Genomic DNA, 26,715 nt, shown 5'->3' with positions numbered 1-26,715 from the left:
AGTGACACCAAATCATAACTATAAGCACCAATGACTGCATCTTGAAAATCAATAACGCCAAGGCCTGCTTTATCGAGCATCACATCTGACTGGTCTTGCATCAGATTACGACTGTGATAATCACGGTGCACAATCACTTGTGGCTGCATGAGTATCGCCTCAATTAGCGCTGTTTTGACATTATGCCAAAGCGTCGCATCAAGTTGCACATCGATATAAGGGATAAACCACTCACTAAACAAATCCATCTCTCGATCCAGCATTGCCGCGTCGTAATCTGGCAATTTGTACTCATGCTTTGCAGTATCAACGGGGATTTTTTGTAAATCGATAAGCGATTGCATTGCTGACTGGTAATACAGGTTTACTTGCTCAGGCGTAGCACCCACTAATAGATGCGCAAACTCTACCGCACCGAAGTCTTGCAGCACCAAAAACCCCTTGTCAAGGTCTTGTGCAATCAAGGTTGGAACATTGACAGCAGGCGCCATAAGCTTAGCAACGGTGATAAATTGCTGCATAGCATCTTGCTCATCGGCCGAATCCATGACAATATATCGCGCGGTGATCGTATCATTCTGCAGTAGCTGTATGCGGTGATAACGACGTGCGCTGGCATCGCCTGGCAAACTATCTAAGCTATAAGGCTGATTGTCAAAAGTATGCTGTAGCCAGGTTTTAAGTTGCTGCTGGCGTGCATTATTGGCGCTGTCTGTCATGGTAGGCTCTTTTTTTAAAAGGGATATCATTAAGCTAATTAATAAGTCAAATACTTGCTAAAATAGGTGGTCATTGATAGGTATTATCAAGCGTTTTAATGCTCTTATCTAGATAATGAGCGCTAAATTGCGCTAAACAGTGTAGCTGATTTGGTTTTTTTTGACCATATCAAAGCACTTTTATAACCGATAAAACGGTCTTGCCCTGCAACATTATAATAGGCTACTTCTAAACTTTATATAGCACAGTCTGCAAAGTATGGTTATCATGATAGGCTTATTAGCATCTCGATATTCATATTTATTCGATAGGCTCGACAATCATAGGTGTGCCCTTGTTATATTCTCCGCTCTACCAAAGCATTCGTCTGATTTTATTTGGCGCCTTAGGGTTATCGAGTTTGGTTGCTACCGCGGCTGAACCAGATTCAATAGCAAACAAAGATAACGCAAGTATTGAACGTCCTAGCATTAGCAGCCGTGGGTCTGATAGCAGTGATGCAATGATTGTTGTCGATGGCGATTTTGCTGACAATACTATATATAGCAATGACGACAGCGTGCTCACTGATCTATCTCAAGACAACGATGGCATTGATAATTTTGAAATTACTCAAATAAATGACAATGTCAGCCAAGCACAGAGGACATCTACCCCTGTTGCAAGCCCCTCTCAAAGTCTTGCAAAACCCAAACCAGATAATACGCCGATTGATGTGAGCGATGAGACCATTCAAGACAGCTTGCAGCGCTTGGCGGAGTTTTATGAGCTGACGCCTGATAATAATGATAAAACGTCTATAAACTCGTCGTCTACCAGTATGGATCTAGATCCTAATACTTTAGCTGTAAACCAACAAGAGAGTAGCGAGCAAAGCGCGCGCCGACCATTGCGTCAATTAGGCACTGATCTAAAGCTGTTACCCAGCGCTATAGATAGTAGTCAGCGCTGTGAGGGGCAATGGGTCTATCCTACAAGCAATCCTAATTCTCAGCGAGTAAATAATACAGATATCAGTCAAGACCCAGACGTCGCAGATCAGACGCTCTACGCTGAGTCCGATTACGGCTATTATGATAATGTCGATTATGCCGAGCTGTCGGGCAATGTCATTATCGATCAAGGTGCGCAGCATATAGAAGCGGACAAAATCGTCTTGGATCTAACCAATAATGTGGCTGGCGCTCAAGGCAATGTGCTATTCACTGATCAGGCGACTCCTAATACGCAAACACCCAATACCCGCCTGCCAAATACTAGAAGATCTCTGACTGACGAGGCGACTAGCGGCGGACTTATTGGCGTAGCAGATAGCTTAGCCTATAATACTAACAACTCTCAAGCGACTGCTTACGGCGTTGCTTTCGCCAGCGTACCACTACAAGCACATGGTTATGCCAAGCAGTTAAACCGTCCCAATGATACCCAGTACGAGCTTGATCAAGTGATGTTTACCACTTGCCCGCCAACTGATCGCAAATGGCAATTAGAGGCGACTAGTATTGATTTGGATACAGATACAGGTCGCGGCGAAGCTTATAATACGACCTTTAGGGTCGCTGACATTCCCGTATTCTACTTACCTTATTTTAACTTCCCTATCGATAGCAGGCGCAGTAGCGGGTTTTTGTTGCCAAGTGCTAGTATTGGTAGCGAAAGCGGTCTTGAGATTGATGTGCCTTATTATCTCAACCTATCTCCCAATTACGACGCGACGATTAACACCCACCTTTATACCAATCGTAATCCTATGCTCTCTGGCGAATTTCGCTATTTGACCGCAGACTATGGCGAGGGGATTTTTAACGGCTCATACTTGCCAAATGACAAAGAGTTCAATGGTGAGGATCGTAGCAGCTTTTTTTATGATCATTACTGGTCCTCTACGAGCATTCCGCGCCTAAATGGTGACGCTACTTATAGTTATGTGTCAGATGAAGAGTATCTCGATGATTTTGATACTTTAGGGCTATCGGATAATACCTTGAACTTACCGCGCCGCGCCCGCTTAAATTACTACAATGACTATGTTAATGGCGAAGTTAAAGTTGAGACCTTTCAGACTTTAGATGCGTTCAATAGTAATGGTGAACCGTTACAGGACAAAGACAAGCCCTATTCGCGCCTGCCACAGTTATCGCTCAATTACAGGCTGCCTTGGGCTGAGAATTTTGACATCACTGGGGTTCACGATTCTGCTTACTTCAAAAAATCTATCGATGATGGCTCTGAAAATGAAAAAAGTGGCGTGCGCCTTTATAACAAACTTAGCGCCGCTTATCCTATGCAAAAACCTTGGGGTTATATCAAGCCCAAACTTAGCTTGCAGCATCTATATACCTCATATGATGAGGACAGCCTAGATGACAACGATCTGACTGATGAAGAAGGCCGTCAGTCGGTATTTGTGCCGCAGGCAAGTATCGATGCTGGGTTAAATTTTTATCAAGCCGGCTCTCCCTTTGGCGCATTTGATGACACGATGGGCGGCTATCAGCTCTTAAGTCCTAGACTTAAATACACCTATTCTCCTTTTGAAGCTCAGAACGACATTCCTAACTTTAATACTCGTATCGCCTCTATCAACTATGAGCAGCTGTTTTCAGATAGCTGGTTTTTGGGACAAGATCGCTTGCAAGATTTGCATGCCATTACCCCAGGCGTCAATTATCGTTACATCGATGCAACGGGTGTGACACGTTTTGATGGTAGCATTGCAGAGCAGTTTTATATCGATGATGGCCGCGTTACTTTAGATAATGAGACGTCCCTTTTTAACGCCTCATCATCAGGACTGGTCTGGAATACCAGCGCTCAGCCTTACAATAATGTTTGGGTCGATGTGAGCGGCGCACTAACTAGCGACTATGATCTTAATTACTTTACCACTGAGCTACGTTTTCAGCCCTCAAACAATAGCTTGTTCAATATCGGCTACGTAAAGCGCCAACGTGATGATAATACCGATCAGCTGCCCCTATCGGCATTCACAGCATCAGCTATCTTTCCTGTGAGCGATAACTGGCGCGTGCTTGCACAAGGACAATACGACTATCGCCGTGATAAAGTTCTCGATTCTTTAATCGGTATCGATTATGAGGACTGCTGTTTTGGTTTTGCGGTTTATGGTCGTCGTTATTATAATGACTTAAACATTACCGACAAACCTACGCAAGCGGTGATGGCTGAGGTTAGACTCAATGGCTTAGGCAGCAGTAGCGGACGCCTGACTCGCCTGCTCTCTGAAAAGGTATTGGGTTTTGAGCCAGTAGAAAATGCTTGGAAGGATTAATATATATTTATAGCCTGTTTATATATGCAGCACTGATCTGATGCAACAGACTACACTTATCGCCATATCTGCACTTTTAGTGTTAAGTCAGACTATTTAACTCGATGACATTGATGAGGAACATCATGAGATTTTTTTGTTTAACGAAGACCAATCGCGCTGTACTCTTATCTTTGGGCATGAGTTTAGGCATAAGTGCACAAGCGGCCATATCTGAAACGACTGCAATGCCAGCGACATCTACTCAAGCAAGTGTTCAAACTAGTAGCGCTCAAACTAGTAGCGCTCAAACTAATAGCGCTCGCTTGTCTACTACAGGTAGCTCAGACGGTATCATCGCTTTAGTCAATGACAATGTTATCCTAAAAAGCGATCTCATTGATGCCATTAACCAAACTCAAGCGCGCGCTAGAGCAGCGGGAACGCCGATAGCGAACTCGCCTCAACTCCAATCTGAAGTACTAAACGCGCTTATTTTGCGTGAGCTACAACTATCACTAGTCAATCGCGTTGGTATCAAACCCGATGACGCGGCTATCAATCAGCGTTTGGCTCAAATTGCGCAAGCAGAAGGGGTTACCAGCATTGCAGCATTGCAGCAGCGCTTAGACGCCAGTCAAGCAGGTAGTTATGCAGCCCTTCGAGCCCAGCTAATAGAAGACGCCGCTATTCAAGCGCTGCAAACGCGTCAAGTCAATAACCGCGTACGTATCAGTGAGCAAGACATCGATGCTTTTTTGGCATCACCTGAAGCCAAGCGCTTAAACCAAAGTGAGTACCAGACTATTCACGTGCGTATCCCATATATTGATGATTACAGCAGGTTGTCACAAGCGCAGCGCGACGAAGCGCTAAAAGTAGCACAGGCGCTGCGCACGCGCCTGCTAGTACCAAATGCAGATATCGATACTGCCATTCAAGAAGTACAAGGCGATTACCCTATCCCTCTACAAGGCGGTGATATGGGCTTTCACAAAGCGGCATCCTTGCCTACTGAACTATCTAGTGAGATCACAAAGCTTGAAGTTGGCGCAGTGAGCGATCCATTAGTGACCCCTGAAGGTATCGACATCATCAAGCTTGCTAGCAAAAAATCGGGTGATAAGGTGATGGTACCACAGTGGCGTACCAGCCATATCCTAGTCAAAGTTGATGAGCTCCAAACTGACGCTTTAGCAGAACAAAAGATTAATGATTTGTATGAGCAGCTGCGTGCTGGTGCCGATTTTTCTGCTTTAGCTTCTACCTACTCAGATGATCCAGGTTCAGCGGGGCGTGGCGGCGATCTTGACTGGGTGAGTGAATCAGACACCGTCGGCCCGTTTGAGGCGGCAATGAAGAATACAGAAGTTGGTGACTACTCGCTACCCTTTAAAACTCAGTTTGGTTGGCATATCCTAAAAGTAGAGGATACGCGTAACTATGATGCTAGTGATGAATATCGCCGTAGTATGGCGCGGCAAACTCTGTATCAGCGTTTATCTCCGCAAGCGCGCGAGGACTGGTTACAAGAGCTGCGTGCAAGCTCTTATATTCAAGTCATAGAATAATCTAGACCTTTTTAACTTAAAAAAAGCACATCTCTTTAAATAGAGGTGTGCTTTTTAGTGCGTAGATATTTTATGAAGCGTATTAAATAGCGCACAAAGAAAAGCCCCAAACCTAGGGCAATTGGGTTTGGGGCCTCAATACTTCATATTGTTATTATAATACTTCCTTGATGACCCATCCTAAGTCATAAATAATAACGTATAAGACAGTGGGCTGACCTGCTCATAAGCTAGTATCTCAACAATGCATCCATGCTTATCCTTGTGTTGATAGGGCTATTTTAGGCAACTTTGTGCGGCGCGCCTAGCTGCTAAAAGCCCTATTTTATGTAAGCATAAGCGTACGTCATCTACATTATGACGGATTGAGAGGCAGCGCTAATTTCGACTCTTTTTCATGCGCTTCTGACATCTCTTTACCTTCTTTTTTGCCTTCCTCTATTTTGTTATCTGCCTCCTCGATATCATCAGCGTCTTTTGTTGGCGCATTTTGCTCTTGCTTGGACGCTTCTTCAGGCTCGTACTGGAGTGTAGTAAGCACTGGAAAATGATCAGAGCCCACCGATGGCATGCGCTGAATATCAACAACAGTAAAGCAAGCACTGTGAAAGATATGATCAAGCGCCCAACGCAAGAACGGATAATCGGCATGGAAGGTGTTGATAAAGTGTCGACCGATACGCGGATCAAGCAAGCCTGAGATACGCTGAAAGCGCCGCGTCGTTTTTGACCAAGCGACATCGTTCAAGTCCCCTGCTAGTATTGCCGTTTGGTCGTTTTCTTTGATATGTTTGCCGACCATTAATAATTCAGCGTCACGAGTCGTTGATTTGTCCGCCTCAGTTGGACTTGGCGGCATAGGGTGCAAGCAGTAAAGCCAAATTACACGTCCGCCTTGCAAGCGTAGCTGCGTATGAATCGAGGGGATATCATCGACCATCAAGTACTTAACCTCAGGGTCTATCAGCTCAAGTTTTGAGTACAGATGCATGCCATATAGATTATCCAAAGGTATTTTGACAGTATAAGGATAGTCGTCCTCGACGACGCTGAGTGCCTGCTCCCATTTCTTGTCAGACTCAAGCGTGATTAGAATATCAGGCTGCTTATCTTTAACCAAATTGACTAGTTTATACGTGTCATCATTAGGCGTAAGTACATTGGATACCATAATCTTGACTTGGTGCGACTCGGGTTTATCTTTAGCCTTTTGTACTTCTTTTTTCCATATTTTGGTATAAGGCAGCACCATTCTTAGCTGAAACCCAAGCGTGCCTGTGAGCGCAATAAATAACAACCATTGGCCCAGTTGCCACTGCTGCCAAAACACTAGCATCCCAATCCAAGCAGCTATCCCTAAGAACAGAATCTGGATACGGGGAAAATCAACTGCACGTACCCACCAATGATCAAGCGGCAGCCAGCCCCAAGCGGTGACAAAAGCGATGAATCCTGCCAAAACTTGCACGCCGTAATATAAAATGGAGGAATCCATAGAATCAAATAGTCCATATTGTGATAAGAGAGCGCTCTAACATCATACAAGCGATGTCATTTATTAGAGCATACTTTATCATCTAACAGCGCCCTCGCCTACCTTTTAGCCTAGTGTGTCATCAAAACGACACATAAGGACTAAGAGCTAACGATAATCGTACATCGCTCCACTCAATACTATTATCCTTTATAAAATCCATGGTTGTTGAATACTTAGATTGATGCAAATACTGCTCAGTAAGCATAAAATGAGTCGAATAGTATAAAATACCTTGATTTTTGTTAGTAATGACGGCATTGTTATCGGTTGGCATGATGATAAATAATCGTAAAATAGGAAGGCGGTTCATGAGCAATTTGACAGTAGGTTTGGTAGGCTGGCGCGGTATGGTAGGGTCAGTTTTAATAGAACGTATGAGAGCGGAAAATGACTTTGAGGGTATAACACCCGTGTTCTTCTCAACCAGCAATGCAGGCGGCAATGCGCCAAACTTTGAGGGTATCGAGACCGGTCAACTAAAAGATGCTCATGATATTGCAGCGCTCGCTGACTGCGATGTTATTATTACCTGTCAAGGCGGCGACTATACGCAAAAGGTACATCAGCCGCTACGTGATAGTGGCTGGGATGGATACTGGATTGATGCTGCCAGCACGCTACGCATGAAAGATGACAGTATTATTATCTTAGACCCTGTCAATCGCAATGTCATCGATGATGCATTAGCTAATGGCACCAAAGACTTTATCGGTGGTAATTGTACCGTCTCTTTAATGCTGATGGCTATCGGCGAGCTGTTCAATAGAGGCTGGGTTGAGTGGGTCAGCGCTATGACTTATCAAGCGGCAAGCGGCTCTGGCGCTAACAACATGCGCGAGCTGATTAGCGGTATGGGCGTGTTGCACGATGCGGTTGAGGACGAGCTTGCCAATCCTGCCAGCGCGATCTTAGATATCGACAAGAAAATAGCGGACACTCAGCGTTCGACAGACTTTCCTCAGCAGTATTTTGGCGTACCACTCGCCGGTAGCTTGATTCCTTATATCGATGTACAAATGGATAATAAGCAGTCAAAAGAGGAATGGAAAGGCGGCGTTGAAACCAACAAGATCTTAGGTAATGACGCTGATAACACCATTGCTATCGACGGTATGTGCGTGCGTATCGGTGCCATGCGCTGTCATGCACAGGGCCTCACCATTAAGCTCAAAAAAGATATTCCATTAGAGGAAATCGAAGCGGCGCTCAAAAACAGTGACAATCAATGGCTTGATGTGGTCGAAGATGATAAAGAAGCTACCATCAACCGTTTAACGCCAGTCGCTGTTACTGGCACGTTGACAGTGGCACTAGGACGCTTGCGCAAGCTGAATATGGGTCCTGAGTATTTGGGTGCTTTTACGGTAGGTGACCAGTTATTATGGGGCGCAGCAGAACCTCTACGCCGTATGCTGGGTATCATTCGTGAACAAAAAAACCCATAAACTTATTTAGTACCCGTAAAAAAGACAGCTTCGGCTGTCTTTTTTTGATTTTGTACTCATCTAAAATTCTTACTCATAACGAATCATAATCTCATTACGGCGCATAAACGGCAGTGTCCATGGCGGGTTATAACGTGCCATCTCAGGTTGAGATGTCAGGGTCAAATTCTGATTTTGCATCCAAGTATTGAGCTCTTCAGTTTTGCGCGCGACCTTTGTCTCGCCCGTCAGTCCTGAAAACTTAATAACGCCATAAGTTTGCGCTGGAACTTCAATAATACTCACCGCTGAGTTATTGGGCTTGGGCAATGTCTGCATCGTATATTGACTGGGCATCACAAAACGTACCCGCCATTTGCCGTCTGTTTGCTGATTTTCTTGCATAGTGACAGGTGCGGTCATCGCGATTTTCTGTGACGCGCCGGCTTGCGGTGATTGCATTTTTACAGGCGCGGTCATGCTGATTTTACTACTCTCGCCACTTGGCGCGGTATTATTACCAAATATATAATCGGCTAAGACTTTAAAGCCTTTGTTACCCGCGTCCTTTTGATCGCCTGTTACCCACGTTTGCGCGACCAGTTGCGGCGCATAACGGCGTAGCTCAAAGTCATCGTCTTGTGATAGTACAGTATAGTCGGGCTCTTCAACGGCCATAGCGGCTCCTGATAAAAATAGTAAACTGCCAAGCGATACATATATAGCGGCTTTCATGCTCAATCCCCAATAACAATCATTTTTTAAGTGCTCAATCATCTTTAAGTACTGTCGTTACCATCATTACGCTAAAAATTGTCAGCGGTATGCTAATGACTGTACAAGCTGGCGGAGCCTCTGTCTGTTATTTTAAGTAGGACTAAACTTGCAGACTAGAAGGTACCGTTTGTATTTTTTGGTTTATACCCAATCTCATACAAACATCCAAGCCCCTAGAAATACTCAGTAATGATATAATTAGCGTCATTTTTATCGACTGGGTAGTGATCCTTCTATGCAATTTGTATTACATAAAACCGCAAGCGGACAGACGCGTGCGCGCCGCGCAACTGTGCATCTTAATCATGGTGACGTACAGACGCCCGCCTTTATGCCTGTAGGGACTTATGGCACCGTCAAAGGTATGCTACCGCGCGACATCGAAGCGATTGGCGCAGATATCGTCCTTGGCAATACCTTTCATCTGTGGCTACGCCCAGGCACTGATATCATCGACAAATTCGGTGGTTTGCATAAGTTTATGCATTGGGACAAGCCTATCTTAACCGATTCTGGCGGCTTTCAGGTCTTTAGCCTTGGCGCGATGCGCAAAATCACTGAAGAAGGTGTCAACTTTAAGTCGCCTATTGATGGCGCTAAAGTGTTTTTGTCTCCTGAAAAATCCATGCAGATTCAGTACAGCCTCAACTCAGATATTGTTATGCAGTTCGACGAGTGTACGCCCTATCCGGCTACTCACGCAGAAGCCAAAGAGTCCTTGGAGCTGTCATTGCGCTGGGGCAAGCGCTGCCTTGATGAGCATCAAAACCTTGGGAGCACCAATGCTCTATTTGGTATTATTCAAGGCAGTATGTACCCAGATTTGCGCCAGCAATCGCTCGATGGCCTGCTTGAGATTGGTTTTGACGGATACGCTATCGGTGGTCTGTCTGTCGGTGAGCCAAAAGATGAGATGATGGATGTTTTAGATTACATTCCAGATGCTATGCCCGCAGACAAACCGCGCTACCTGATGGGTGTCGGTAAGCCTGAGGATATCGTTGAAGCAGTGCGCCGCGGCGTCGATATGTTTGATTGCGTCATGCCTACTCGCAATGCACGAAACGGTCATTACTTTGTCACAGGCGATCCTCAAAACGTCGGCGTCGTGCGTATTCGAAACAGTCAGTACCGAGAGGATACAGGCCCACTCGATCCTGAGTGCGACTGCTATACTTGCCAAAACTTTAGCCGTGCTTATCTTTATCATTTGAATAAATGTAAAGAGATGCTGGGCGCGCAGTTGGCTACCATTCATAACTTGCGCTATTATCAGCGCTTGATGCAAGGTATCAGAGACGCTATCGAAGCCGATACTTTCGATGAGTTTGTCACTGAATTTTATAGCAAGCGCGGACAGAGCGTTCCTAAGCTTAATCTAAGATAATCAAAACAGCTCTTGTTGGTAATCAAAACAGCTCTTATTTTTGGTGCATACTGTTTATTTAAGATAACTGTTTATTTAAGATAGATGCAAAAACGCCAGTCAACTCTCATTGACTGGCGTTTTTATTAGATGGTTTTACTTAATTTAGTAAATATCATCATCAGGTAGCTGACTCATTGGAATGTCAGGATGATTTCTTAGATGCAAAATAGCGGCAATCAATCCGCCCCATATTAGTAGCATTGAGATAATCATAAAAATAATCGCTGAGGTACTCATAATATACTCCTATTGTATGTGATCTAGCCGTTATCTACGGGCATCATCTAACGCACGAGATTTATCATCTTCAGCGTCATGAATACCTTTCATACGAGTGAGTATGAACGCCCCTAAGCCAAAGAAGACCACCACGCCCCAACCAAACAGTAAGAGGATAGTAGTAGAGTAACCCTCATAAGGCTCTTGAATTAGGTTGATGAACTTTAGGCCTAAGGCTATGGTAAGTACTGTTGGCGTGATGACTGTCAACATAAATACCCAAGCGCCGCCAAGCTTGATGCTTGAAGTGCGGTTGATATGAGCCAGCAAACCTGGAATCTTGTTACGGTTAAACCAAGTCACCCAAACAATCGACATGAGGCCACCTGCCACAATACCGATGTTATTAGCAAAGTGATCGATCACGTCAACGAGTACTAATGAGCTACCAGTAGAGAACGCTGAGATTGAGATAACGGCGCAGACGCCAACGATCGCAGCGACGGCTTTTTTACGAGACCAGTCAAACTTATCTTGAAAGGCAGAGATCGGGACTTCTAAGATACTAATCAGTGAGCTGATACCTGCGACCACTAGTGAGCCAAAGAATAAGAAACCAACAAAATCACCGCTTGAACCCATAGATGACAGTATCTTTGGAAAGACAAAGAACGCCAGTCCAACGCCACCACTAGCGACTTCTGCGACATCTTGGCCTGATGACATCGCCATAAAACCAATCGCGGCAAAGATACCGATACCAGCGATAAGCTCAAACGAGGAGTTGGCAAAACCAACCACTAAGCCTGCGCCGGTTAAGTTGGTGTTCTTTTTGAGGTATGAGGCGTACGTGACCATAATACCAAAGCCGACTGATAAGGAGAAAAACACATGCCCATAAGCGGCAAGCCAAACGTTTGGATCTTGCATTTTGACCCAGTTAGGCTCAAAGAAGGCGTTAATACCAACGATTGCGCCTGGCAAAGTGATCGCCTTAAACACCATGATACCGAACAGTACAATAAGCAGCGGAATACAGATTTTGTTGGCAAGCTCAACACCCTTACGGATGCCGCCAAACATAATCAAGATAGCAACGGCCCATACGATGATAAGACCTGTGAACATCTGGGGTACAAATACTGAGGTAAGCTCCCCTGTATGCTGCACAAAGTCGCTGACAAAGAAGGTTGTGGTATCCTCGCCCCATTTTTGCCCAAACGAGAAGAACATATAACTCCCCGCCCAAACGATGACGGCGGCATAATAAATAGCAATTACGAACGACACTAGCGTCTGCCACCACCCAACAAATTGCGCCGAGGGCACCATTTTTTTGTAAGCACGGGGCGCGGCTGCGCGATACTTATGACCAATGATATAGTCCAAAAACAGTAGAGGAATACCTGCGGTTAATAAGGCGATAAGATAAGGCACCATAAATGCCCCGCCGCCGTTATCATAGGCCACATAGGGAAACCGCCATATATTGCCCAGTCCCACTGCTGAACCGACAGCGGCTAGAATAAATCCAGTTCGGCTGGACCAACTTTCTCTTGGCTCTGCCATAAAGCACTCCTAAATTTGCTTGCAAGTCCCTTTGAGTTATTTCACTTGATAAAGGCTAGATACTTAAAGAGACGACAAGTCAGCTATTGGTTAAAATAAGTAACAGTACATGACTAGGAAGTTTCTGCTAATCATTACAAAAAGTCAAGAACTCATAAACACAAAAAAGCCATAACGCTATGTCATGGCTATCAAAAACTACAAGGTGACAATTTTATAAAAAATCTATTTTATCGTACTACGCCGCGTTGGCTGTGTTGCAAGGAATCTATAAGCAGTTGAATCTTCGGCTCTTGTGGCAGCAGGTCTTTATGCAATATCTCAAGCGCTTGTACGGTAGTCAGGCCCGACCTATAGATGACGCGGTAGGCTTGACGTAGTACATCTATGGTTTCTTTGGGCCAGTTTTTGCGGCGCATGCCCTCGACGTTTAGACCGTGAGCGCTTGCAGGATTGCCAGATACCATCGTAAAAGCAGCCACGTCTTTTAGAATTAAACTTGCGCCACCAACGAGGCTATAATCATCAACACGGCAAAACTGGTGGATACCTGAGTTGCCGCCAATGATAGTATGGTCACCAATAGTGACATGTCCTGCAATACCGACGTTGTTGGCAAATATATTATGGTCACCAATAATGCAGTCATGCGCCACATGAGTATTGACCATCAATAGATTGTGACTACCAATCTTGGTCAAACCCTTATCCTGTATCGTTCCTCGGTGTAAGCTGCAGGCTTCACGAATCGTATTATAATCACCAATCTCAAGCCAAGTGCGCTCGCCATCGTACTTTAAATCCTGACAATCCTCGCCGACACTCGCAAACTGATAGATCTGATTGTGCTGACCAATGCGCGTTAATTTGGATACGACAACATGACGATGCAGTGTGGTGTGCGCGCCGATACTCACCTCGTCCCCTATTATGCAATAAGGTCCTATGACAGCAGTGTCATCAATCGTAGCGGATGGTGAGATGATTGCTGTCTGGTGAATCTGACTCATATTGTAGGTCTCAATTGCTGAAAAGTATAAGATGATTAGTATAGCGCTGGTATTGTTAAGCATGCATTGCTCAGAGCGCGCATTACTTAGCAGGTTGCTCTTGACGAGCAATCATAATTTGCGCGCTGGCAGCCAGTTGGTTGTCTACGTGTACGGTACAATCAAATTTATAAATGCCGCTTTTTTGCATAGTCGTCTTTGAGCGGATGATGAGTTGATCGCCAGGTATGACTCTACGTTTAAAGCGAACCTTGTCCACGCCTGCAAACAGATACAAATAACCATCCTCTGCGGTTAATCCGGCACTGATAAACCCAAGCACCCCTGATACTTGTGCCATCGCCTCTACCATTAGCACCCCTGGCATAATGGGCTCGCCTGGAAAATGACCGTTAAAAAACTCTTCGTTAATCGTAACGTTCTTGATACCAGTAATAGACTCATCCGGTTTGCAAGCGGTGATCTTGTCTACTAGCATAAAAGGATAACGATGCGGCAGATAGTGCTTTAGGGTATGGTAGGTTAAGGGTAGAGTCAGTCCTTGCTCCGCCAGTTTACTGATGTCGTCATCGCTGAGTGTTTCAAAATCTGCTGTGCTCATAATATGCCTTCCTTGCTATAAGCGGTTATTTACGACTATTTATTAGCGGATTATTAATCATAACCTAATTTGCGAAATCTTACCGCAGCTTTGCGCCATTTAGCAGTGGGCATCGCTGGAGTCCCTGATGAATATGCGCCTGCGACCTTTATCGACTTGGTCACCATAGACATGCCAGATAAGGTAACATCGTCTGTAATACTAATGTGACCTGTAATACCCACAGCGCCGCCTATGATACAGCGTTTACCGATAGTTGTGCTTCCCGCAATGCCTGTCTGCGACGCTATAGCGCTGCCATCACCTATGCGCACGTTATGCGCTATTTGCACCAGATTATCAATAATAACATGATTGCCAATCACCGTATCATCAATAGCGCCGCGATCTATGCAGGCATTACTACCGATACGGACATGGTTGCCGATAACAACGCGGCCCAATTGCGCGATGCGCTCCCAACCACTAGTACTAGGGTCTTTGCTTGGCGCAAAACCAAAGCCTTCAGCACCAATACTTGCCCCTGCATGCAAGCGCACATGATCACCAAGGATACAGTGGTGGCTCACGACTACCTGAGGGTTTAAAACACAATCTGTACCTATAACAGCATGAGCCTCAACGACAACATGAGCGTCCAAGCAGCTACGCGCGCCGATAGTAACCTGATCCCCTATAACACAAAAAGGGCCGATACTGACCGCGTCGCCGATAACTGCACTCTCAGCAATAATAGCAGATTTGTGAATATGACTGGTCGCTGAAGTAAAGGCAAACAGCTGACTGCTGCTAGCATAAGCCAGATACGGGTTATCAACAACCAAAGGGATAATACCTGCGGGCACCTGCTGCTGATACTCTTTAGTCACCAAGACGGCCCCTGCCTGACTCTGAGCCAGACTGGAGATATAATTTGGGTCTGCCAAAAAGCTCAATTGCTCGCAGTTTGCATCAAATAGGCTGCCGATACCAGTCAAGCTCGATTGCAATTGCTCGCAGCTAAGCTCAGATTTGTTTGATACTGGCTGACGCATCTGAATTTGGGTAATAAGTTGCTCAATCGTTGTCATAATTGATCGTAGTATTGTAGTTATGAATAAAAGAGTTGTGAGTATATCAGTCATCTATTCAAAGACTGACCTTAAACAAAAACACTTAACTTAAATCTCAAATAAGTAAAGACATAGTTAAGTAAACGATGACTATAGATAACCGCTTATCTATAGTCGTTATTTTGAAGTCATTACTTGGATAATTTTGAAATCTTTTCTTAACAGCTACTATCTAAAAGGTGCTACCGATCTGGAACTGAACTTTTTCGGTCTCATCACCTTCTTTATCATTAAAAGGCACCGCATAACTGATTGAAATAGGCCCAATAGGGGTATACCAAGTGACGCCAGCGCCTGCACTAAAGCGCAGGTCTTTATCTTGAGTTAATAGTTTGACTGGACTACCATCAGGGTTTACGGTCACGTTACCATTTGGATCGACGAAGTTTTTGTCTTCTCTATTGGTCGTATCAAAGACTTGACCACCCTCAGCGAACAACACTGGACGGACTTGATCGGCCCAGTCGCCTTTGAATGGTAGTGGTAATATAAGCTCACCGCCAAAGGTTGCTAAGGCATTACCCCCAACTTCCTCGTCTCTGAGGCTACGGATGTCCTGATCACTGATTGCATCAGCATAGCTTTGTGATCTAGGACCTAAAGTAGAGGATTCATAACCTCGAACTGAGCCATAACCGCCTGCATAAAAATTCTCATAAAAAGGTAAGTCATTACCATAGCCAAGCTTGGTATAACCGCGTGCTACCACGTCTTTATATAGTGGATAATAGACATTACCACGGTAGATGAGTTTTTGGTAATTGACATCACCAAGGCCAATAGTCGCATCAACAGTATGGCTCATACCCTTAGTCGGAAATACAGGGCGATCGAGCGTACTGTAATCCCAACCAAGGAGTAGATTGTAGGTCGTATAATCGTTTTTAAAACCCGTACGTCCTTCAAATTCCCCTGTAAAGTTCTCAAACGATCCGCCGTCGTCAATGATTTGATCGACGTTTGATACACCTAAACGGCGTCCACCGCGCACATCGGTGTTATCGATATTGATACCTGCGCTAACGCGTTTGGTTTCATCAACCGGATAGCTATAATTAAGAGTAGCGCCATAAGAGTCAGTGACGTAATTACTAACGTTACGATCATCGAACTTAGTTTCGCGGTAGTAGGCACTGATACCTTGTGATACGCCGTTTTCGGTAAAGTAAGGGTCAGTATACCCTAGACTATAAGCGTCGCGAGTCTCCGAGCGTGACAATGACGCTTTGACGCGATCCCCTGTACCCATAAAGTTGTTTTGGGTGAGATCCAACTGAAAGGTCACGCCGCCACTTTGTGAGTAACCTGCTGCAATCGTTGAGCTACCAGAGGGCTGCTCTTCTACTGTATAATTGATATCGATTTGATCAGGCTGGTTAGGGACGGGTCTGACATCAACATTGACGGTCTTAAAAAAACCTGTACGCAATAATCGCGTACGGGATAATTGAATGTTTTGGTTAGAAGCCAGTGCTCCTTCTAACTGACGCATCTCGCGGCGCAGTACTTGGTCTTGGGTCTTTAAGTTACCACTAAAATTGATACGACGAACATAAATAGGACGCGCAGGATCAATGTAATAATCGACATCGACGACTTTAGTCTCATCATTAATACGCGGTACAGGGCGCACTTGCGCAAAATAGTAGCCTTCATTGCCGTAGCGATTTTTTAGTGCTGCGGTTGTCTCATCTAGGTTGGCTTGAGAGTACTGCTCATTGGGTGCAAAAGTAACCAGTTCTCGCAGCTCACTGCTCTCAAAAGTCGGCTTACCCAAAAAGTTGACTTCACCAAATTGATACTGATCGCCTTCCGTTAGGCTGATTTCGATAAACACACTCTTCTTGTCTTCGCTAATATTAAGAACCGCGTTGTCGACATTAAAGCGCACATAGCCGTCATTTTGGTACAGGGCTTTTAGGTTCTCTAAACTTGCCGCAAGTTTTTCTTTTGCATAGCGATCAGATTTAGAGAGCAGGCGCGTCCAAGAGGATTCTTTGACGGCAAAGACATCCTTTATATCTTCATCACTAAAGTGACTATTGCCAATGATATTGATATCAACAACTTTAGCAGGCTTGCCTTCGATAAAACGCACATCGAGCTTGACGCGGTTGCCATCGAGTAAGGTTTGATCGACTTCGATATTACTATTGTAATACCCTTGAGAGATATACTGCTGCTGTAGCTCGTTTGCGACCGCCTGTAGCGTTGACTGCTTGAGTACATCGCCAACTGATAGACCCGCACTCGCCAAACCTTCCTCTAAGCCTTCTTCGGGTATGAGCTTGTTACCCTCAAAGTTGACCTCAGCGATAATAGGACGCTCAATGACTTCAAAGCTTAGCTGACTGCCCTCGACGCGGCTTTGAATATTGGCAAAATTACCCGTAGCGTAGAGCGCTTTGATGCTAGCGGCAAGGCTACTATCGGTTACCGTATCGCCTACATCGATGGGCAATACAGGATGAAGACTGTCAGGAGTTAGGCGCTGTAAGCCTGTAAAACCAATATCGGTCACTACAAAGGTGGCTGCTTGTGCAGGCACACTCATCATCGCTACAACTAACGGCAACCCTGCCGCACTCATCAATAAAGGCGTACGCATAAACACTATCCGTCAATAAAAAACTTGCTTAAGTTAAGTTAAAAAATATACGTGGTCAAGTGCTATCACCTTTAATAAATGATAAACGACCATGAGCAGCTTAGGACACTTTATATAAAACGTATTACAAAATAAACTAAAAATTACGATTAGTACAGCAGTCAAGCTTGGATGCTGTCAGTAGCATACCCTTATAAATTAGGCTTTACCACCTTACATCCATTAGTCTATCGCGCTTGACTCTTTTAAGGGCGCTATTAAGCATTAAAATAGCCGGCTGATGTCATTACCAATCGCTAACACCATGAAACCTACCAGCAAGAGTAAACCGATATTTAACCCCGCTATTTGTATGCCTTCAGGTAGTGGCTTACCGCTGATAAGCTCTATAACATAATAGACAATATGACCGCCATCGAGCACTGGAATCGGAAGCAAATTGAGTACAGCAAGACTTAGGCTTATAAGCGCAGCGGTCGATAGCACCATCTCCCAACTGATATCAAAGCTTTGCTTGGCAACTTTAGCTATAGTGATCGGCCCTGATAAATTATCTAATCCAATCATTCCAGAGAGCATCTTGCCCATCGAGCTGACCGTCATCACCGCTAATTGCTCTGTTTTTTTGAACGATTGTACCAAAGCGGCGCCCGCGCCGTACTCAACCGTGGTCTTATAAGCATCTGGAATTACAATGTCAGTCTGTGCGACCATAGCACCTATCTGTCCATAGCGGTTACCCATAGTATCTTTTTTGGCCTGCGGCATAATCTGCAGAGTCATCGGTTTGCCATCGCGTAGTACCGTAAAATTAAGCAGCGTCTCAGGACTGTCTTTAATGATTCGAGTGGCACTAATCCAATCGCTTATAGCGATATCATTGATAGCAGTGATTTGGTCGCCAACTTGCATACCTTGCAAGCTTGCCGCGCCGTCAGCGGACAGCTCACCAATGATAGGAGCAATCGTCGGTTGCCAAGGCAACATACCAAAACTAGTCAAAGCGTCTTTGCCTTGGTCATCGCCTTGCATAAACTCGCTAACAGGTGCCTGATACGTTTGGGCGACTTGCTGGTCAGACTCCAAGGTTACGCTGACGCTTTGGGTCTCACCCATGAAATTGGCTAAGCGATAATTGATCGCCTCCCAAGTTTGCACCTCATGACCGTCAATCGCGACGATTTTGTCACCCGCTGGCATATTAGCCATTGCCGCTGGCGTGTCTGGTAATATTTGACCAATCTTGGTCGCTAATTGCTCAGATGGCGTCATAAACAGCACCCAAAACAGCGCAATCGCTATGATAAAGTTCATCAAGGGGCCTGCTGCGACAACCGCTATCTTTTTTAGCGGATGCTGGCGATTAAACGCTAAATGCAGCTCTTCCTTTGCAACTTCGCCCTCGCGCTCATCGAGCATTTTGACATAACCACCCAGAGGCAGCGCTGAGATACGATAATCGATACCGCTTTTTTTGCTCGTCCAGCCTGCAATCTTGGGACCAAAGCCAATAGAGTAAGTCAACACTTTGACGCCGCAAAGACGCGCCACAATATAATGACCCCACTCGTGCAAGGCAATGAGCGGACCTAATACAAAAATAGCCGCCAGTAGCGTCAATATAAATGTCATGATAAGTCTCGTTTAAATCTCGCTATATTGTTGGCTGATTAGACTTTGAGCATGGCGACGCGCTAGGGTGTCGATAGCTAAAATGTCGTCGATGTCAGCATCAGCTTCTAGCGCGGATACTGCGACTTGAGCTAATGTACGCTCATTAATATCGGCGATATCGGTTAGGCGAATGTGCCCGTCCAAAAATGCGTTAACGGCAATCTCATTAGCCGCGTTCAATACAATGGTCGCCTGCGTACCCGCTTGCATTGCCTGCCTAGCCAAACGCAAACAGGCAAATTTTTGCAAGTCAGGCTTGATAAATTCAAGCGCACTTAGAGCAAATAAATCTAAAGGCTGCGCGCCGCTATCGATACGCTTGGGGTAGCTGAGCGCGTGAGCAATAGGCGTCTTCATATCTGGACTACCAAGCTGTGCCAAAAAGCTGCCGTCACTATATTCTACCATTGAGTGAATGATACTTTGCGGATGCATGACGACATTTATTTTGTCCTCTGGCAAATCAAATAAATGACATGCTTCTATCAGCTCAAGTCCTTTGTTCATCATAGTCGCAGAATCTACCGATATCTTTTGACCCATCGACCAATTGGGATGTTTGACCGCTTGAGCGACGCTTGCTTGCTGCATCTGCTTAAAGGTTTGATCCAAAAAAGGTCCGCCTGATGCGGTCAGCCATAATTTGCGCACACCAAAGCTACTGTCATGGATTTGCTCAGGGTCTTGTTGAATACTCGCAGGTAAGCATTGAAATATCGCATTGTGCTCTGAGTCAATCGGGAGTAGCGTGGCCTTATGCGTTTTTACGGCGCGTATCAGCACTTGACCTGCCATGACCAAAGCTTCTTTATTCGCCAGCAAAATACGTTTGCCTGCGCGCGCGGCAGCTAAAGTAGATGGCAGACCTGCCGCACCAACGATAGCAGCCATAACCGTATCAGTTTGCGCGTCGGTTGCAATATCGATAAGCCCTGCTCTACCGCCTACGACATCAAGGTTTAAGCCTACCTCTCTTAGGCGCTGAGCGAAGCTGTCGACATCCGCGCTAGGGACACAGACGCGCATGGGTTTGAACTGCTGACATAGCGCAAATAGTTTGTCTAAGCGCTGATAGCCTGATAACGCATAGACAGTATAATCATCAGAATGATCTGCCAAGATAGCCAGCGTGCTATCACCGATTGAACCCGTTGCGCCTAATACAGCGATGCGTTGTGTCATGATGAGTATTGCCTATAGATGATGTCAAAGTAAGAAGTGTTTGGATATGGATAAGGTAGTTCGCAATTAGGGCATTTTTGATAAGCCATCACACACCTTAAACACGTATAGCTTTCTTATTTTAAAAAAAGTAAGCCATACCTGTTTGTATTTAAATCACCAAAAGGTTTGAGTATTGTAGCGCCCAAAAGCCAAGAGCAAAAATAGGCGTGGCTGATAGTAGCGAGTCGATACGATCAAGTATACCGCCGTGACCGGGCAAGATAGTGCCTGAATCTTTGACTTTAGCACGGCGTTTGAGCATAGATTCAAACAAATCACCGAGTACCGAGACCAGTATGGTGAGCGCAGATAAGGTAGCAAAAGCGATTAAGGGCAAGCCTGTCAATTGCAACTTAAAGACGCTGATAGCAAGCACCACTAAAAGACCCGTAACCAGTCCACCTGCAAGCCCTTCCATGCTCTTGTTTGGTGAGACGTTGGGCGCCATTTTGCGCTTGCCGATTTTGCGCCCAACAAAGTAAGCGCCGCTATCAGCGCACCATACTAGCAAGAACACATAAAGTAGCCACCACGGTGACAACTGCCACAAATAGAACATCGCGGTAATAGACGAGGTTAGGATAACCACGCCCATCAATGCCAGCTGCTTGCCATACCAATTGGTATGCGTTGGAAATTTGCGCACCCATGACAGCGCCATGATCCAGATGATTAAGGAGGCGACCCACCATCCGATCCAAGTGACTTTAAAGAACAAAGACACCAGCGTTATGATAAGTACCATAAAGACAAAAACCGCAGGTTGACGCCACTTAGGCATCAGTTTGGTCCACTCATGAGCTGAGATGGTCACGCCAATGGCGAGCAGAGGGAGAATCAAATAAGGCTCTTGACTGGCGAATAGCGCAATACCAACGATAATAACTAGAACAATTGCTGTTTTAATCCGTTGCCACATGGTCACCTAGCCTTATAAAGTCAAAAGAGGTCTAAAAATGACCACAGTATAACAGTAAATACAGCGTCTTAAATAAAACCCTTGCGGTATAGCGCGCAAAATGACGCGCCCCAAATAGCAGTTTTTTATAAATCTAGACTCTAAGACAAGTCTTGTACTTGAACTTGCTCACTGGTTTTGCCAAAGCGGCGTTGACGCTGCGCGAAATCAGTGAGCATTGCTTCAAGCTCATTTGGCGTAAAATCTGGCCACAAGGTCTGAGTAAAAAACAGCTCTGCGTACGCTGATTGCCAAAGCAAAAAGTTAGAGAGCCGGTACTCACCGCCTGTGCGAATCAGCATATCTACCGCTGGCGCGTCCGCTAATTGTACGTGCGCAGCTAAGCGCTCCTTATTGATATCCTCAATTTGCAACTGTCCTGCTAGCACTTGCTCGGCAAGCGTTTTTGCAGCATGTGCCACATCCCACTGCCCGCCGTAGCTGATGGCAATAACTAAGGTCATCGCTTCAAAATCAGCGGTTTTTTGTTCAGCGTCAGTCATCAAATTCTGTAACTCGCTACTGAGCGGACTGCGATCACCGATAAAGCGCAGACGAATACGATATTTTTGCATTCTTGGCATTTGCTCGTTGATAGTCAATGCCAACAAGCGCATCAACAGCGCTACTTCATTCGGCGGGCGCTGCCAATTTTCACTCGAAAAAGCAAAAACAGTTAACACGTCAATACCAGTGCTTACGCAGTACTCGACGATAGGATCTAGCGCATCTTTACCTGCGATATGGCCTTCACCTTTAGCAAGTTTATGATGATCGCCATAGCGGTTATTGCCATCCATAATGATAGCAATGTGCCGCGGCATGAGAGATTTATCGTTTTTGTTCAGTGTGGACATGAGGTCGTCTACTTGTTGTGATAGTGGGGTTATCATAACGTGCTCTATATCGTAGCAAAAGCCTTGCGCTAGTATTTCACAAACTTATCATAAATAGGATAACTCGTTAAAAAAGCTTACCGTAGCGTTTTTGAGCAATGTAGAGCGATAAGTTTAAAAATGGGCCTAATTTTCGATATTAGAGAGCAGATATAACTTAACCGATAGTGCTACATAACAAACAGCCCATAGCATCACACTATAGGCTGTATTTTACCAAGATTAAAAATGCGCTTACACTTCCATCAAGTCGCTTTCTTTTTTGCTTAAACGACTATCGATAGTGTCGATGTACTTATCCGTAATCTTTTGAATATCATCGTTAGCGCGGCGCTCATCGTCTTCTGAGATTTCTTTTTCTTTGGCCAATTCTTTGATGTCATTCATCATATCACGGCGAATATTGCGAATAGAGACGCGGCTGTTTTCGGCTTCACCGCGTGCAAGCTTTTGCATATCGCGGCGCGTCTCTTCAGTGAGTGCTGGCATCGGTACGCGGATCACATCAGCGGTCATAGGGTTTAGACCCAAATCTGCTTCGCGGATAGCCTTGTCCACGGCTTGTACCATAGTGCGATCAAAGGGCTGCACTAATAGCGTACGTGAGTCTTCGACGTTAACGCTAGCGACTTGATTTAAAGGCGTTGGTGCACCGTAGTAGCTCACCATAATCCCTGACAGCATCCCTGGGTGGGCGCGGCCGGTACGGACCTTACTAAAGGTGTTCTCAAGCGCCTCTAGCGTTTTTGCCATGCGCGCGTCGCCATCTTGTTTAATCTCTTTAATCATAATAGATCCTTATATCGATAATATTTGCTATGTTATAGCGCTATAGACTAATTGTGCATTATTTTTTATTAATGATAAACGCGCGTGCCTTCATTTTCGCCCATAACCACATTTAGAAGGGCATTGGGCTTGGTCATATCGAACACTTGCAAAGGTACGTTATGCTCACGGCACAGTGCAATTGCGGTTAAATCCATAACGCCAAGTTTTTGCTCGAGCACCTCATCAAAGGTTAGACCATCATATTTGACCGCATCGCTATGCAAGCTTGGGTCTTTGTCATAGACGCCGTCTACTTTAGTCGCCTTTAATATAAGACCCGCTTCAATCTCAATCCCGCGTAAACAAGCAGCAGTGTCCGTCGTAAAGAATGGATTGCCTGTACCAGCCACAAAAATACAAACCTCACCGTTTTTGAGATAGCGAATTGCATTACGGCTACTATAACTCTCAGTCACTTCACCAATAGGTAGCGCTGACATCAAGCGCGTCTTGATATTGCGGCGCTCAAGTGCGTCACGCATCGCAAGGCCGTTCATCACTGTTGCAAGCATTCCCATTTGATCGCCGGTCACACGTCCGACCAAGCCCTCTTTTTGTAACTGCGCGCCGCGATAGAGATTGCCACCACCGACGACGATACCGACCTGAACCCCAAGACCGCGCAGATGCGCAATAGATAAACTCATTTTATCTAGCACTGAGGTATCAATACCCATGTCTTTGCCGCCTGCTAACGCCTCGCCTGAGAGTTTGAGTAAAATACGCGAGAATTGAGGGTTCTTGTCAGACATAGGATTACCTTTTATGATTGGGTGATTTATAATTGGGTGATAACAAAATTTTGGATGTGCTCTCAACCTAAAGCGTCAGACGCATGCTCGGGTGGACGCTTAGGTCAAATTGCGCTAATTGTAGCAAAAACTGCTCGTCGTTGGGCAATTTTCACTGGCGTTAATGGTTAAATCTAAATGTGTTTATGACTTAGGCTAAATCACAATCTATCTGCCAATTTAACCTAGCTTTCACTTACCCTATTTTTTATTTTAATCTAGCTTTTAGTTTAACCTTGATAGCTGGCAAATAAATCATATTCGCTAGCGTCATCAATCGTGACCGTTAGGAGGTGGCCCACTTTTACAGTGGCATTAATATCATCGACGTAGACATGACCATCAATCTCTGGCGCATCGGCGTAGCTACGGCAAATAGCGATGCCTTCCTCAAAGTCTATCTCGTCAACGAGTACTTGCAGGGTTCTACCGACTTTTTCTTGCAGCTTTTGCGCTGAGATGTCTTGTTGTAGCGCCATCAAACGCTCATAGCGAGACTGCTTAACGTCCTCTGGTACATGATTGGGCAAGTCATTAGCAACCGCGCCCTCGACTTCTGAATAAGTAAAGGCGCCGACGCGATCAAGACGTGCGCAGGCCAACCAATCGAGCAGACACTGAAAATCGGCTTCGGTCTCACCTGGGAAGCCAACGACGAACGTCGAGCGAATAACAATCTCAGGGCAAATCTCGCGCCATTTGTGGATACGCGCCAAGGTGTTTTCGCTATGCGCTGGGCGCTTCATGGCTTTTAAGATGCTATGACTGGCATGCTGGAACGGAATATCAAGATAAGGCAATAGCTTACCCTCGCCCATGAGCTCAACCACTTTATCGACATGCGGATAAGGATAAACGTAATGCAAGCGTACCCAAATCCCTAAGTCATTCAATGCTTGACACATGTCATAAAACTTGGACTTAAGCGGCATGCCATTCCAAAAGCTGGTCTTATATTTGAGATCCAGACCGTAAGCGGAGGTGTCTTGTGAGATAATAAGCAGCTCTTTGACGCCAGCATTTTTGAGTGCTAATGCTTCGTTCATGACGCTATCGATGGGACGCGAGACCAAATCACCACGCAGGCTTGGAATGATACAAAACGTGCAACGATGATTGCAGCCCTCAGATATTTTTAGATAAGCATAATGACTCGGGGTTAATTTAATACCCGCCTCATTAATCAGATCTATTTTTGGATCATAGTTGTCATCTACGCTGCGCGCGGGCTTAGGCACGTGTTGCCCAACTGCGGTGATGACTTCATCATAAGCATGAGCGCCTGTCACCGCGAGCACAGCAGGATGCATTTGACGAATTTTGTCCGCCTCTTTACCCAAGCAGCCAGTAACGATGACTTTACCGTTTTTGCTGATGGCCTCACCAATTGCATCGAGCGACTCTTGTACCGCTGACTCGATAAAGCCGCAGGTATTGACCACGACCAAATCAGCACCTGAATAGTCACTTGCCACTTGGTAGCCGTCGCGCGTAAGTTCTGTAATAATACGTTCGCTATCGACCAAGGCTTTTGGGCAGCCAAGCGAGACAAAACCGATCTTTGGCGCCGCATTCACAGGCATGCTCACGCTTGCTTCACCACTTTGCTCAATGCTCCGGTTCTGATTATGATTGGCCTTATGATGATAAGGCTGCGCCGGCTCCTCAGGGGTTTGTACTTGGGCAGGATTAAAGACGGTGGCAGTATCTTGCAGCGCTGATTGCGGTTTGCTATTTGTCGTCAATGATTCGGTTGAGATTTTGGACATGGCTGACCTTGCTTAAGATAAAATAACTGTGCGCATTGTACGTTTTTTTTAGTCAAATCACCAGTTTAAACGTCCAATTTGCCGCGCCAGTTTTAGCAGCAAGCTTTTGATTTATGGTTAAATATTCTATTTATGACTTCTTGTGTTGATTATAATGCTAAGTGAAATGCCAATTTTTTATGGATATCCCTTTTGTGACTACCACTGTGCCAGGCTCCAATGAGTTGCAAACCGCTTTTATCTCCCAGCACCTATTTACCGCAGTGCTATGGGTCGATGAGGCGCTTATTATTCAATGGCTAAATCCGCAAACCGAGCAATTACTCGCTATTAGCCGCGCGCGATTATTAGGTCACTCTATTCTAACCCTGCTAGCGCCAGATGAGGTGTCTAATCACTTTAAAGGCTCAGATGCAGCAAATAAACCTTGCTTACTAAAAGAACGTTTTGCGCAAGCTCAACACTTTCAGCAGCCCTTTATCGATCACGATCATGTTATCAGATCGCCATTGAGTAATAGCGCGTTACTATCTATAGACTATAGCGTGACGCCAGTCATTTATCAGCAGCAGCCGTTTTTTATCATAGAGATGTGGGGTAAGAATCGTCAAAGCCGCATTACAGAAGATCAGCGCAAACAGCAGCAGTACGAGGTGGCACGGCAAATGCTCCGCTCGGTCGCTCATGAGGTCAAAAACCCATTGGCAGGTATTCGCGGCGCAGC

General features: G+C 45.4%; 21 protein-coding genes. 5 read left to right on the top strand and 16 right to left on the bottom strand.

The annotated features are described in order from the left end of the window. On the bottom strand, window positions 1-719 hold a 719-nt coding region (locus tag ACTXGO_RS01600), incomplete at its 3' end, for an aminoglycoside phosphotransferase family protein (RefSeq protein ID WP_443573237.1). Between the two features lie 335 nt (window positions 720-1,054). On the opposite strand from ACTXGO_RS01600, the gene ACTXGO_RS01595 reads away from it, so the two are divergent. Together ACTXGO_RS01595 and ACTXGO_RS01590 are read left to right on the top strand one after the other, a co-directional pair. Continuing rightward, window positions 1,055-4,012, top strand: coding sequence for an LPS-assembly protein LptD (locus ACTXGO_RS01595; protein WP_435950664.1), 2,958 nt, complete (start codon window positions 1,055-1,057; stop codon window positions 4,010-4,012). A 125-nt stretch (window positions 4,013-4,137) separates the two neighbouring features. Beyond that, complete coding sequence (locus tag ACTXGO_RS01590; protein WP_443573236.1) at window positions 4,138-5,562, top strand: peptidylprolyl isomerase; 1,425 nt, start codon at window positions 4,138-4,140, stop codon at window positions 5,560-5,562. A gap of 355 nt (window positions 5,563-5,917) precedes the next feature. Here the strand turns inward: ACTXGO_RS01590 and ACTXGO_RS01585 are convergent, their stop codons facing one another. Continuing rightward, the gene (locus ACTXGO_RS01585; RefSeq protein WP_443541464.1) at window positions 5,918-7,057 is read right to left on the bottom strand and encodes an endonuclease/exonuclease/phosphatase family protein; all 1,140 of its coding nucleotides are present in this window, start codon (window positions 7,055-7,057) and stop codon (window positions 5,918-5,920) included. A gap of 350 nt (window positions 7,058-7,407) precedes the next feature. On the opposite strand from ACTXGO_RS01585, the gene asd reads away from it, so the two are divergent. Next, entirely contained in the window at window positions 7,408-8,544 is a 1,137-nt protein-coding gene (gene asd, locus ACTXGO_RS01580; RefSeq protein WP_443541463.1) for an aspartate-semialdehyde dehydrogenase, read from the top strand. 69 nt (window positions 8,545-8,613) lie between these two features. On the opposite strand, the gene ACTXGO_RS01575 is transcribed toward asd, so the two are convergent. Then, window positions 8,614-9,258, bottom strand: a complete 645-nt coding sequence (locus tag ACTXGO_RS01575; RefSeq protein ID WP_443541462.1) for an SOUL family heme-binding protein — start codon at window positions 9,256-9,258, stop codon at window positions 8,614-8,616. 277 nt (window positions 9,259-9,535) lie between these two features. On the opposite strand from ACTXGO_RS01575, the gene tgt reads away from it, so the two are divergent. Beyond that, entirely contained in the window at window positions 9,536-10,687 is a 1,152-nt protein-coding gene (gene tgt / locus ACTXGO_RS01570; RefSeq protein WP_317199698.1) for a tRNA guanosine(34) transglycosylase Tgt, read from the top strand. A 144-nt stretch (window positions 10,688-10,831) separates the two neighbouring features. On the opposite strand, the gene ACTXGO_RS01565 is transcribed toward tgt, so the two are convergent. The 13 genes from ACTXGO_RS01565 to rimO all read right to left on the bottom strand — a co-directional run bounded on the left by ACTXGO_RS01565 (window position 10,832) and on the right by rimO (window position 25,991). After that, window positions 10,832-10,966: a methionine/alanine import family NSS transporter small subunit gene (locus ACTXGO_RS01565; protein ID WP_317199697.1), complete on the bottom strand. Its 135-nt coding sequence runs from the start codon at window positions 10,964-10,966 to the stop codon at window positions 10,832-10,834. 30 nt (window positions 10,967-10,996) lie between these two features. Further along, window positions 10,997-12,517, bottom strand: coding sequence for a sodium-dependent transporter (locus ACTXGO_RS01560; protein WP_443573235.1), 1,521 nt, complete (start codon window positions 12,515-12,517; stop codon window positions 10,997-10,999). A 230-nt stretch (window positions 12,518-12,747) separates the two neighbouring features. Beyond that, window positions 12,748-13,527, bottom strand: coding sequence for an acyl-ACP--UDP-N-acetylglucosamine O-acyltransferase (gene lpxA / locus ACTXGO_RS01555; protein WP_443573234.1), 780 nt, complete (start codon window positions 13,525-13,527; stop codon window positions 12,748-12,750). A gap of 82 nt (window positions 13,528-13,609) precedes the next feature. Further along, window positions 13,610-14,128: a 3-hydroxyacyl-ACP dehydratase FabZ gene (gene fabZ / locus ACTXGO_RS01550; protein ID WP_435950651.1), complete on the bottom strand. Its 519-nt coding sequence runs from the start codon at window positions 14,126-14,128 to the stop codon at window positions 13,610-13,612. 53 nt (window positions 14,129-14,181) lie between these two features. Beyond that, window positions 14,182-15,198 carry a UDP-3-O-(3-hydroxymyristoyl)glucosamine N-acyltransferase gene (gene lpxD / locus ACTXGO_RS01545; RefSeq protein ID WP_443573233.1) on the bottom strand — a complete coding sequence of 339 codons (1,017 nt, stop codon included), beginning with the start codon at window positions 15,196-15,198 and terminating at the stop codon, window positions 14,182-14,184. 214 nt (window positions 15,199-15,412) lie between these two features. Continuing rightward, window positions 15,413-17,848, bottom strand: coding sequence for an outer membrane protein assembly factor BamA (gene bamA / locus ACTXGO_RS01540; protein ID WP_443573232.1), 2,436 nt, complete (start codon window positions 17,846-17,848; stop codon window positions 15,413-15,415). Window positions 17,849-18,112: 264 nt separating this feature from the next. After that, window positions 18,113-19,480 carry an RIP metalloprotease RseP gene (gene rseP / locus ACTXGO_RS01535; RefSeq protein WP_443541458.1) on the bottom strand — a complete coding sequence of 456 codons (1,368 nt, stop codon included), beginning with the start codon at window positions 19,478-19,480 and terminating at the stop codon, window positions 18,113-18,115. 12 nt (window positions 19,481-19,492) lie between these two features. After that, window positions 19,493-20,704 carry a 1-deoxy-D-xylulose-5-phosphate reductoisomerase gene (ispC, locus tag ACTXGO_RS01530; protein ID WP_443541457.1) on the bottom strand — a complete coding sequence of 404 codons (1,212 nt, stop codon included), beginning with the start codon at window positions 20,702-20,704 and terminating at the stop codon, window positions 19,493-19,495. Between the two features lie 151 nt (window positions 20,705-20,855). Continuing rightward, window positions 20,856-21,665: a phosphatidate cytidylyltransferase gene (locus ACTXGO_RS01525; RefSeq protein ID WP_443541456.1), complete on the bottom strand. Its 810-nt coding sequence runs from the start codon at window positions 21,663-21,665 to the stop codon at window positions 20,856-20,858. 140 nt (window positions 21,666-21,805) lie between these two features. Then, window positions 21,806-22,552: a polyprenyl diphosphate synthase gene (uppS, locus tag ACTXGO_RS01520; RefSeq protein WP_443541495.1), complete on the bottom strand. Its 747-nt coding sequence runs from the start codon at window positions 22,550-22,552 to the stop codon at window positions 21,806-21,808. Between the two features lie 282 nt (window positions 22,553-22,834). Next, window positions 22,835-23,389 (bottom strand): ribosome recycling factor, encoded by a 555-nt coding sequence (gene frr, locus ACTXGO_RS01515; RefSeq protein ID WP_317199688.1) that lies wholly within the window; start codon window positions 23,387-23,389, stop codon window positions 22,835-22,837. A gap of 68 nt (window positions 23,390-23,457) precedes the next feature. Continuing rightward, window positions 23,458-24,183: a UMP kinase gene (gene pyrH / locus ACTXGO_RS01510; protein WP_435950637.1), complete on the bottom strand. Its 726-nt coding sequence runs from the start codon at window positions 24,181-24,183 to the stop codon at window positions 23,458-23,460. Between the two features lie 269 nt (window positions 24,184-24,452). Then, the gene (gene rimO, locus ACTXGO_RS01505) at window positions 24,453-25,991 is read right to left on the bottom strand and encodes a 30S ribosomal protein S12 methylthiotransferase RimO (protein WP_443573231.1); all 1,539 of its coding nucleotides are present in this window, start codon (window positions 25,989-25,991) and stop codon (window positions 24,453-24,455) included. A 179-nt stretch (window positions 25,992-26,170) separates the two neighbouring features. Here rimO and ACTXGO_RS01500 point away from each other — a divergent pair. After that, window positions 26,171-26,715, top strand: a 545-nt coding sequence (locus ACTXGO_RS01500; protein ID WP_459112915.1) for a nitrogen regulation protein NR(II), incomplete at its 3' end; no start/stop codon positions are given.

It is taken from the genome of Psychrobacter sp. T6-1 (assembly GCF_052258445.1).
This window is presented reverse-complemented; position numbering and strand designations above follow the sequence as displayed.

Excerpts from the sequence above, each read along its gene's own strand:
- ACTXGO_RS01575 (WP_443541462.1), bottom strand. The coding sequence starts at position 9,258 with ATGAAAGCCGCTATATATGTATCGCTTGGCAGTTTACTATTTTTATCA.
- fabZ (WP_435950651.1), bottom strand. The coding sequence starts at position 14,128 with ATGAGCACAGCAGATTTTGAAACACTCAGCGATGACGACATCAGTAAA.
- tgt (WP_317199698.1), top strand. The coding sequence starts at position 9,536 with ATGCAATTTGTATTACATAAAACCGCAAGCGGACAGACGCGTGCGCGC.
- lpxD (WP_443573233.1), bottom strand. The coding sequence starts at position 15,198 with ATGACAACGATTGAGCAACTTATTACCCAAATTCAGATGCGTCAGCCA.
- ACTXGO_RS01585 (WP_443541464.1), bottom strand. The coding sequence starts at position 7,057 with ATGGATTCCTCCATTTTATATTACGGCGTGCAAGTTTTGGCAGGATTC.
- lpxA (WP_443573234.1), bottom strand. The coding sequence starts at position 13,527 with ATGAGTCAGATTCACCAGACAGCAATCATCTCACCATCCGCTACGATT.
- rimO (WP_443573231.1), bottom strand. The coding sequence starts at position 25,991 with ATGTCCAAAATCTCAACCGAATCATTGACGACAAATAGCAAACCGCAA.
- ACTXGO_RS01560 (WP_443573235.1), bottom strand. The coding sequence starts at position 12,517 with ATGGCAGAGCCAAGAGAAAGTTGGTCCAGCCGAACTGGATTTATTCTA.
- ACTXGO_RS01525 (WP_443541456.1), bottom strand. The coding sequence starts at position 21,665 with ATGTGGCAACGGATTAAAACAGCAATTGTTCTAGTTATTATCGTTGGT.
- ACTXGO_RS01590 (WP_443573236.1), top strand. The coding sequence starts at position 4,138 with ATGAGATTTTTTTGTTTAACGAAGACCAATCGCGCTGTACTCTTATCT.
- ispC (WP_443541457.1), bottom strand. The coding sequence starts at position 20,704 with ATGACACAACGCATCGCTGTATTAGGCGCAACGGGTTCAATCGGTGAT.
- asd (WP_443541463.1), top strand. The coding sequence starts at position 7,408 with ATGAGCAATTTGACAGTAGGTTTGGTAGGCTGGCGCGGTATGGTAGGG.
- rseP (WP_443541458.1), bottom strand. The coding sequence starts at position 19,480 with ATGACATTTATATTGACGCTACTGGCGGCTATTTTTGTATTAGGTCCG.
- ACTXGO_RS01565 (WP_317199697.1), bottom strand. The coding sequence starts at position 10,966 with ATGAGTACCTCAGCGATTATTTTTATGATTATCTCAATGCTACTAATA.
- pyrH (WP_435950637.1), bottom strand. The coding sequence starts at position 24,183 with ATGTCTGACAAGAACCCTCAATTCTCGCGTATTTTACTCAAACTCTCA.
- frr (WP_317199688.1), bottom strand. The coding sequence starts at position 23,389 with ATGATTAAAGAGATTAAACAAGATGGCGACGCGCGCATGGCAAAAACG.
- bamA (WP_443573232.1), bottom strand. The coding sequence starts at position 17,848 with ATGCGTACGCCTTTATTGATGAGTGCGGCAGGGTTGCCGTTAGTTGTA.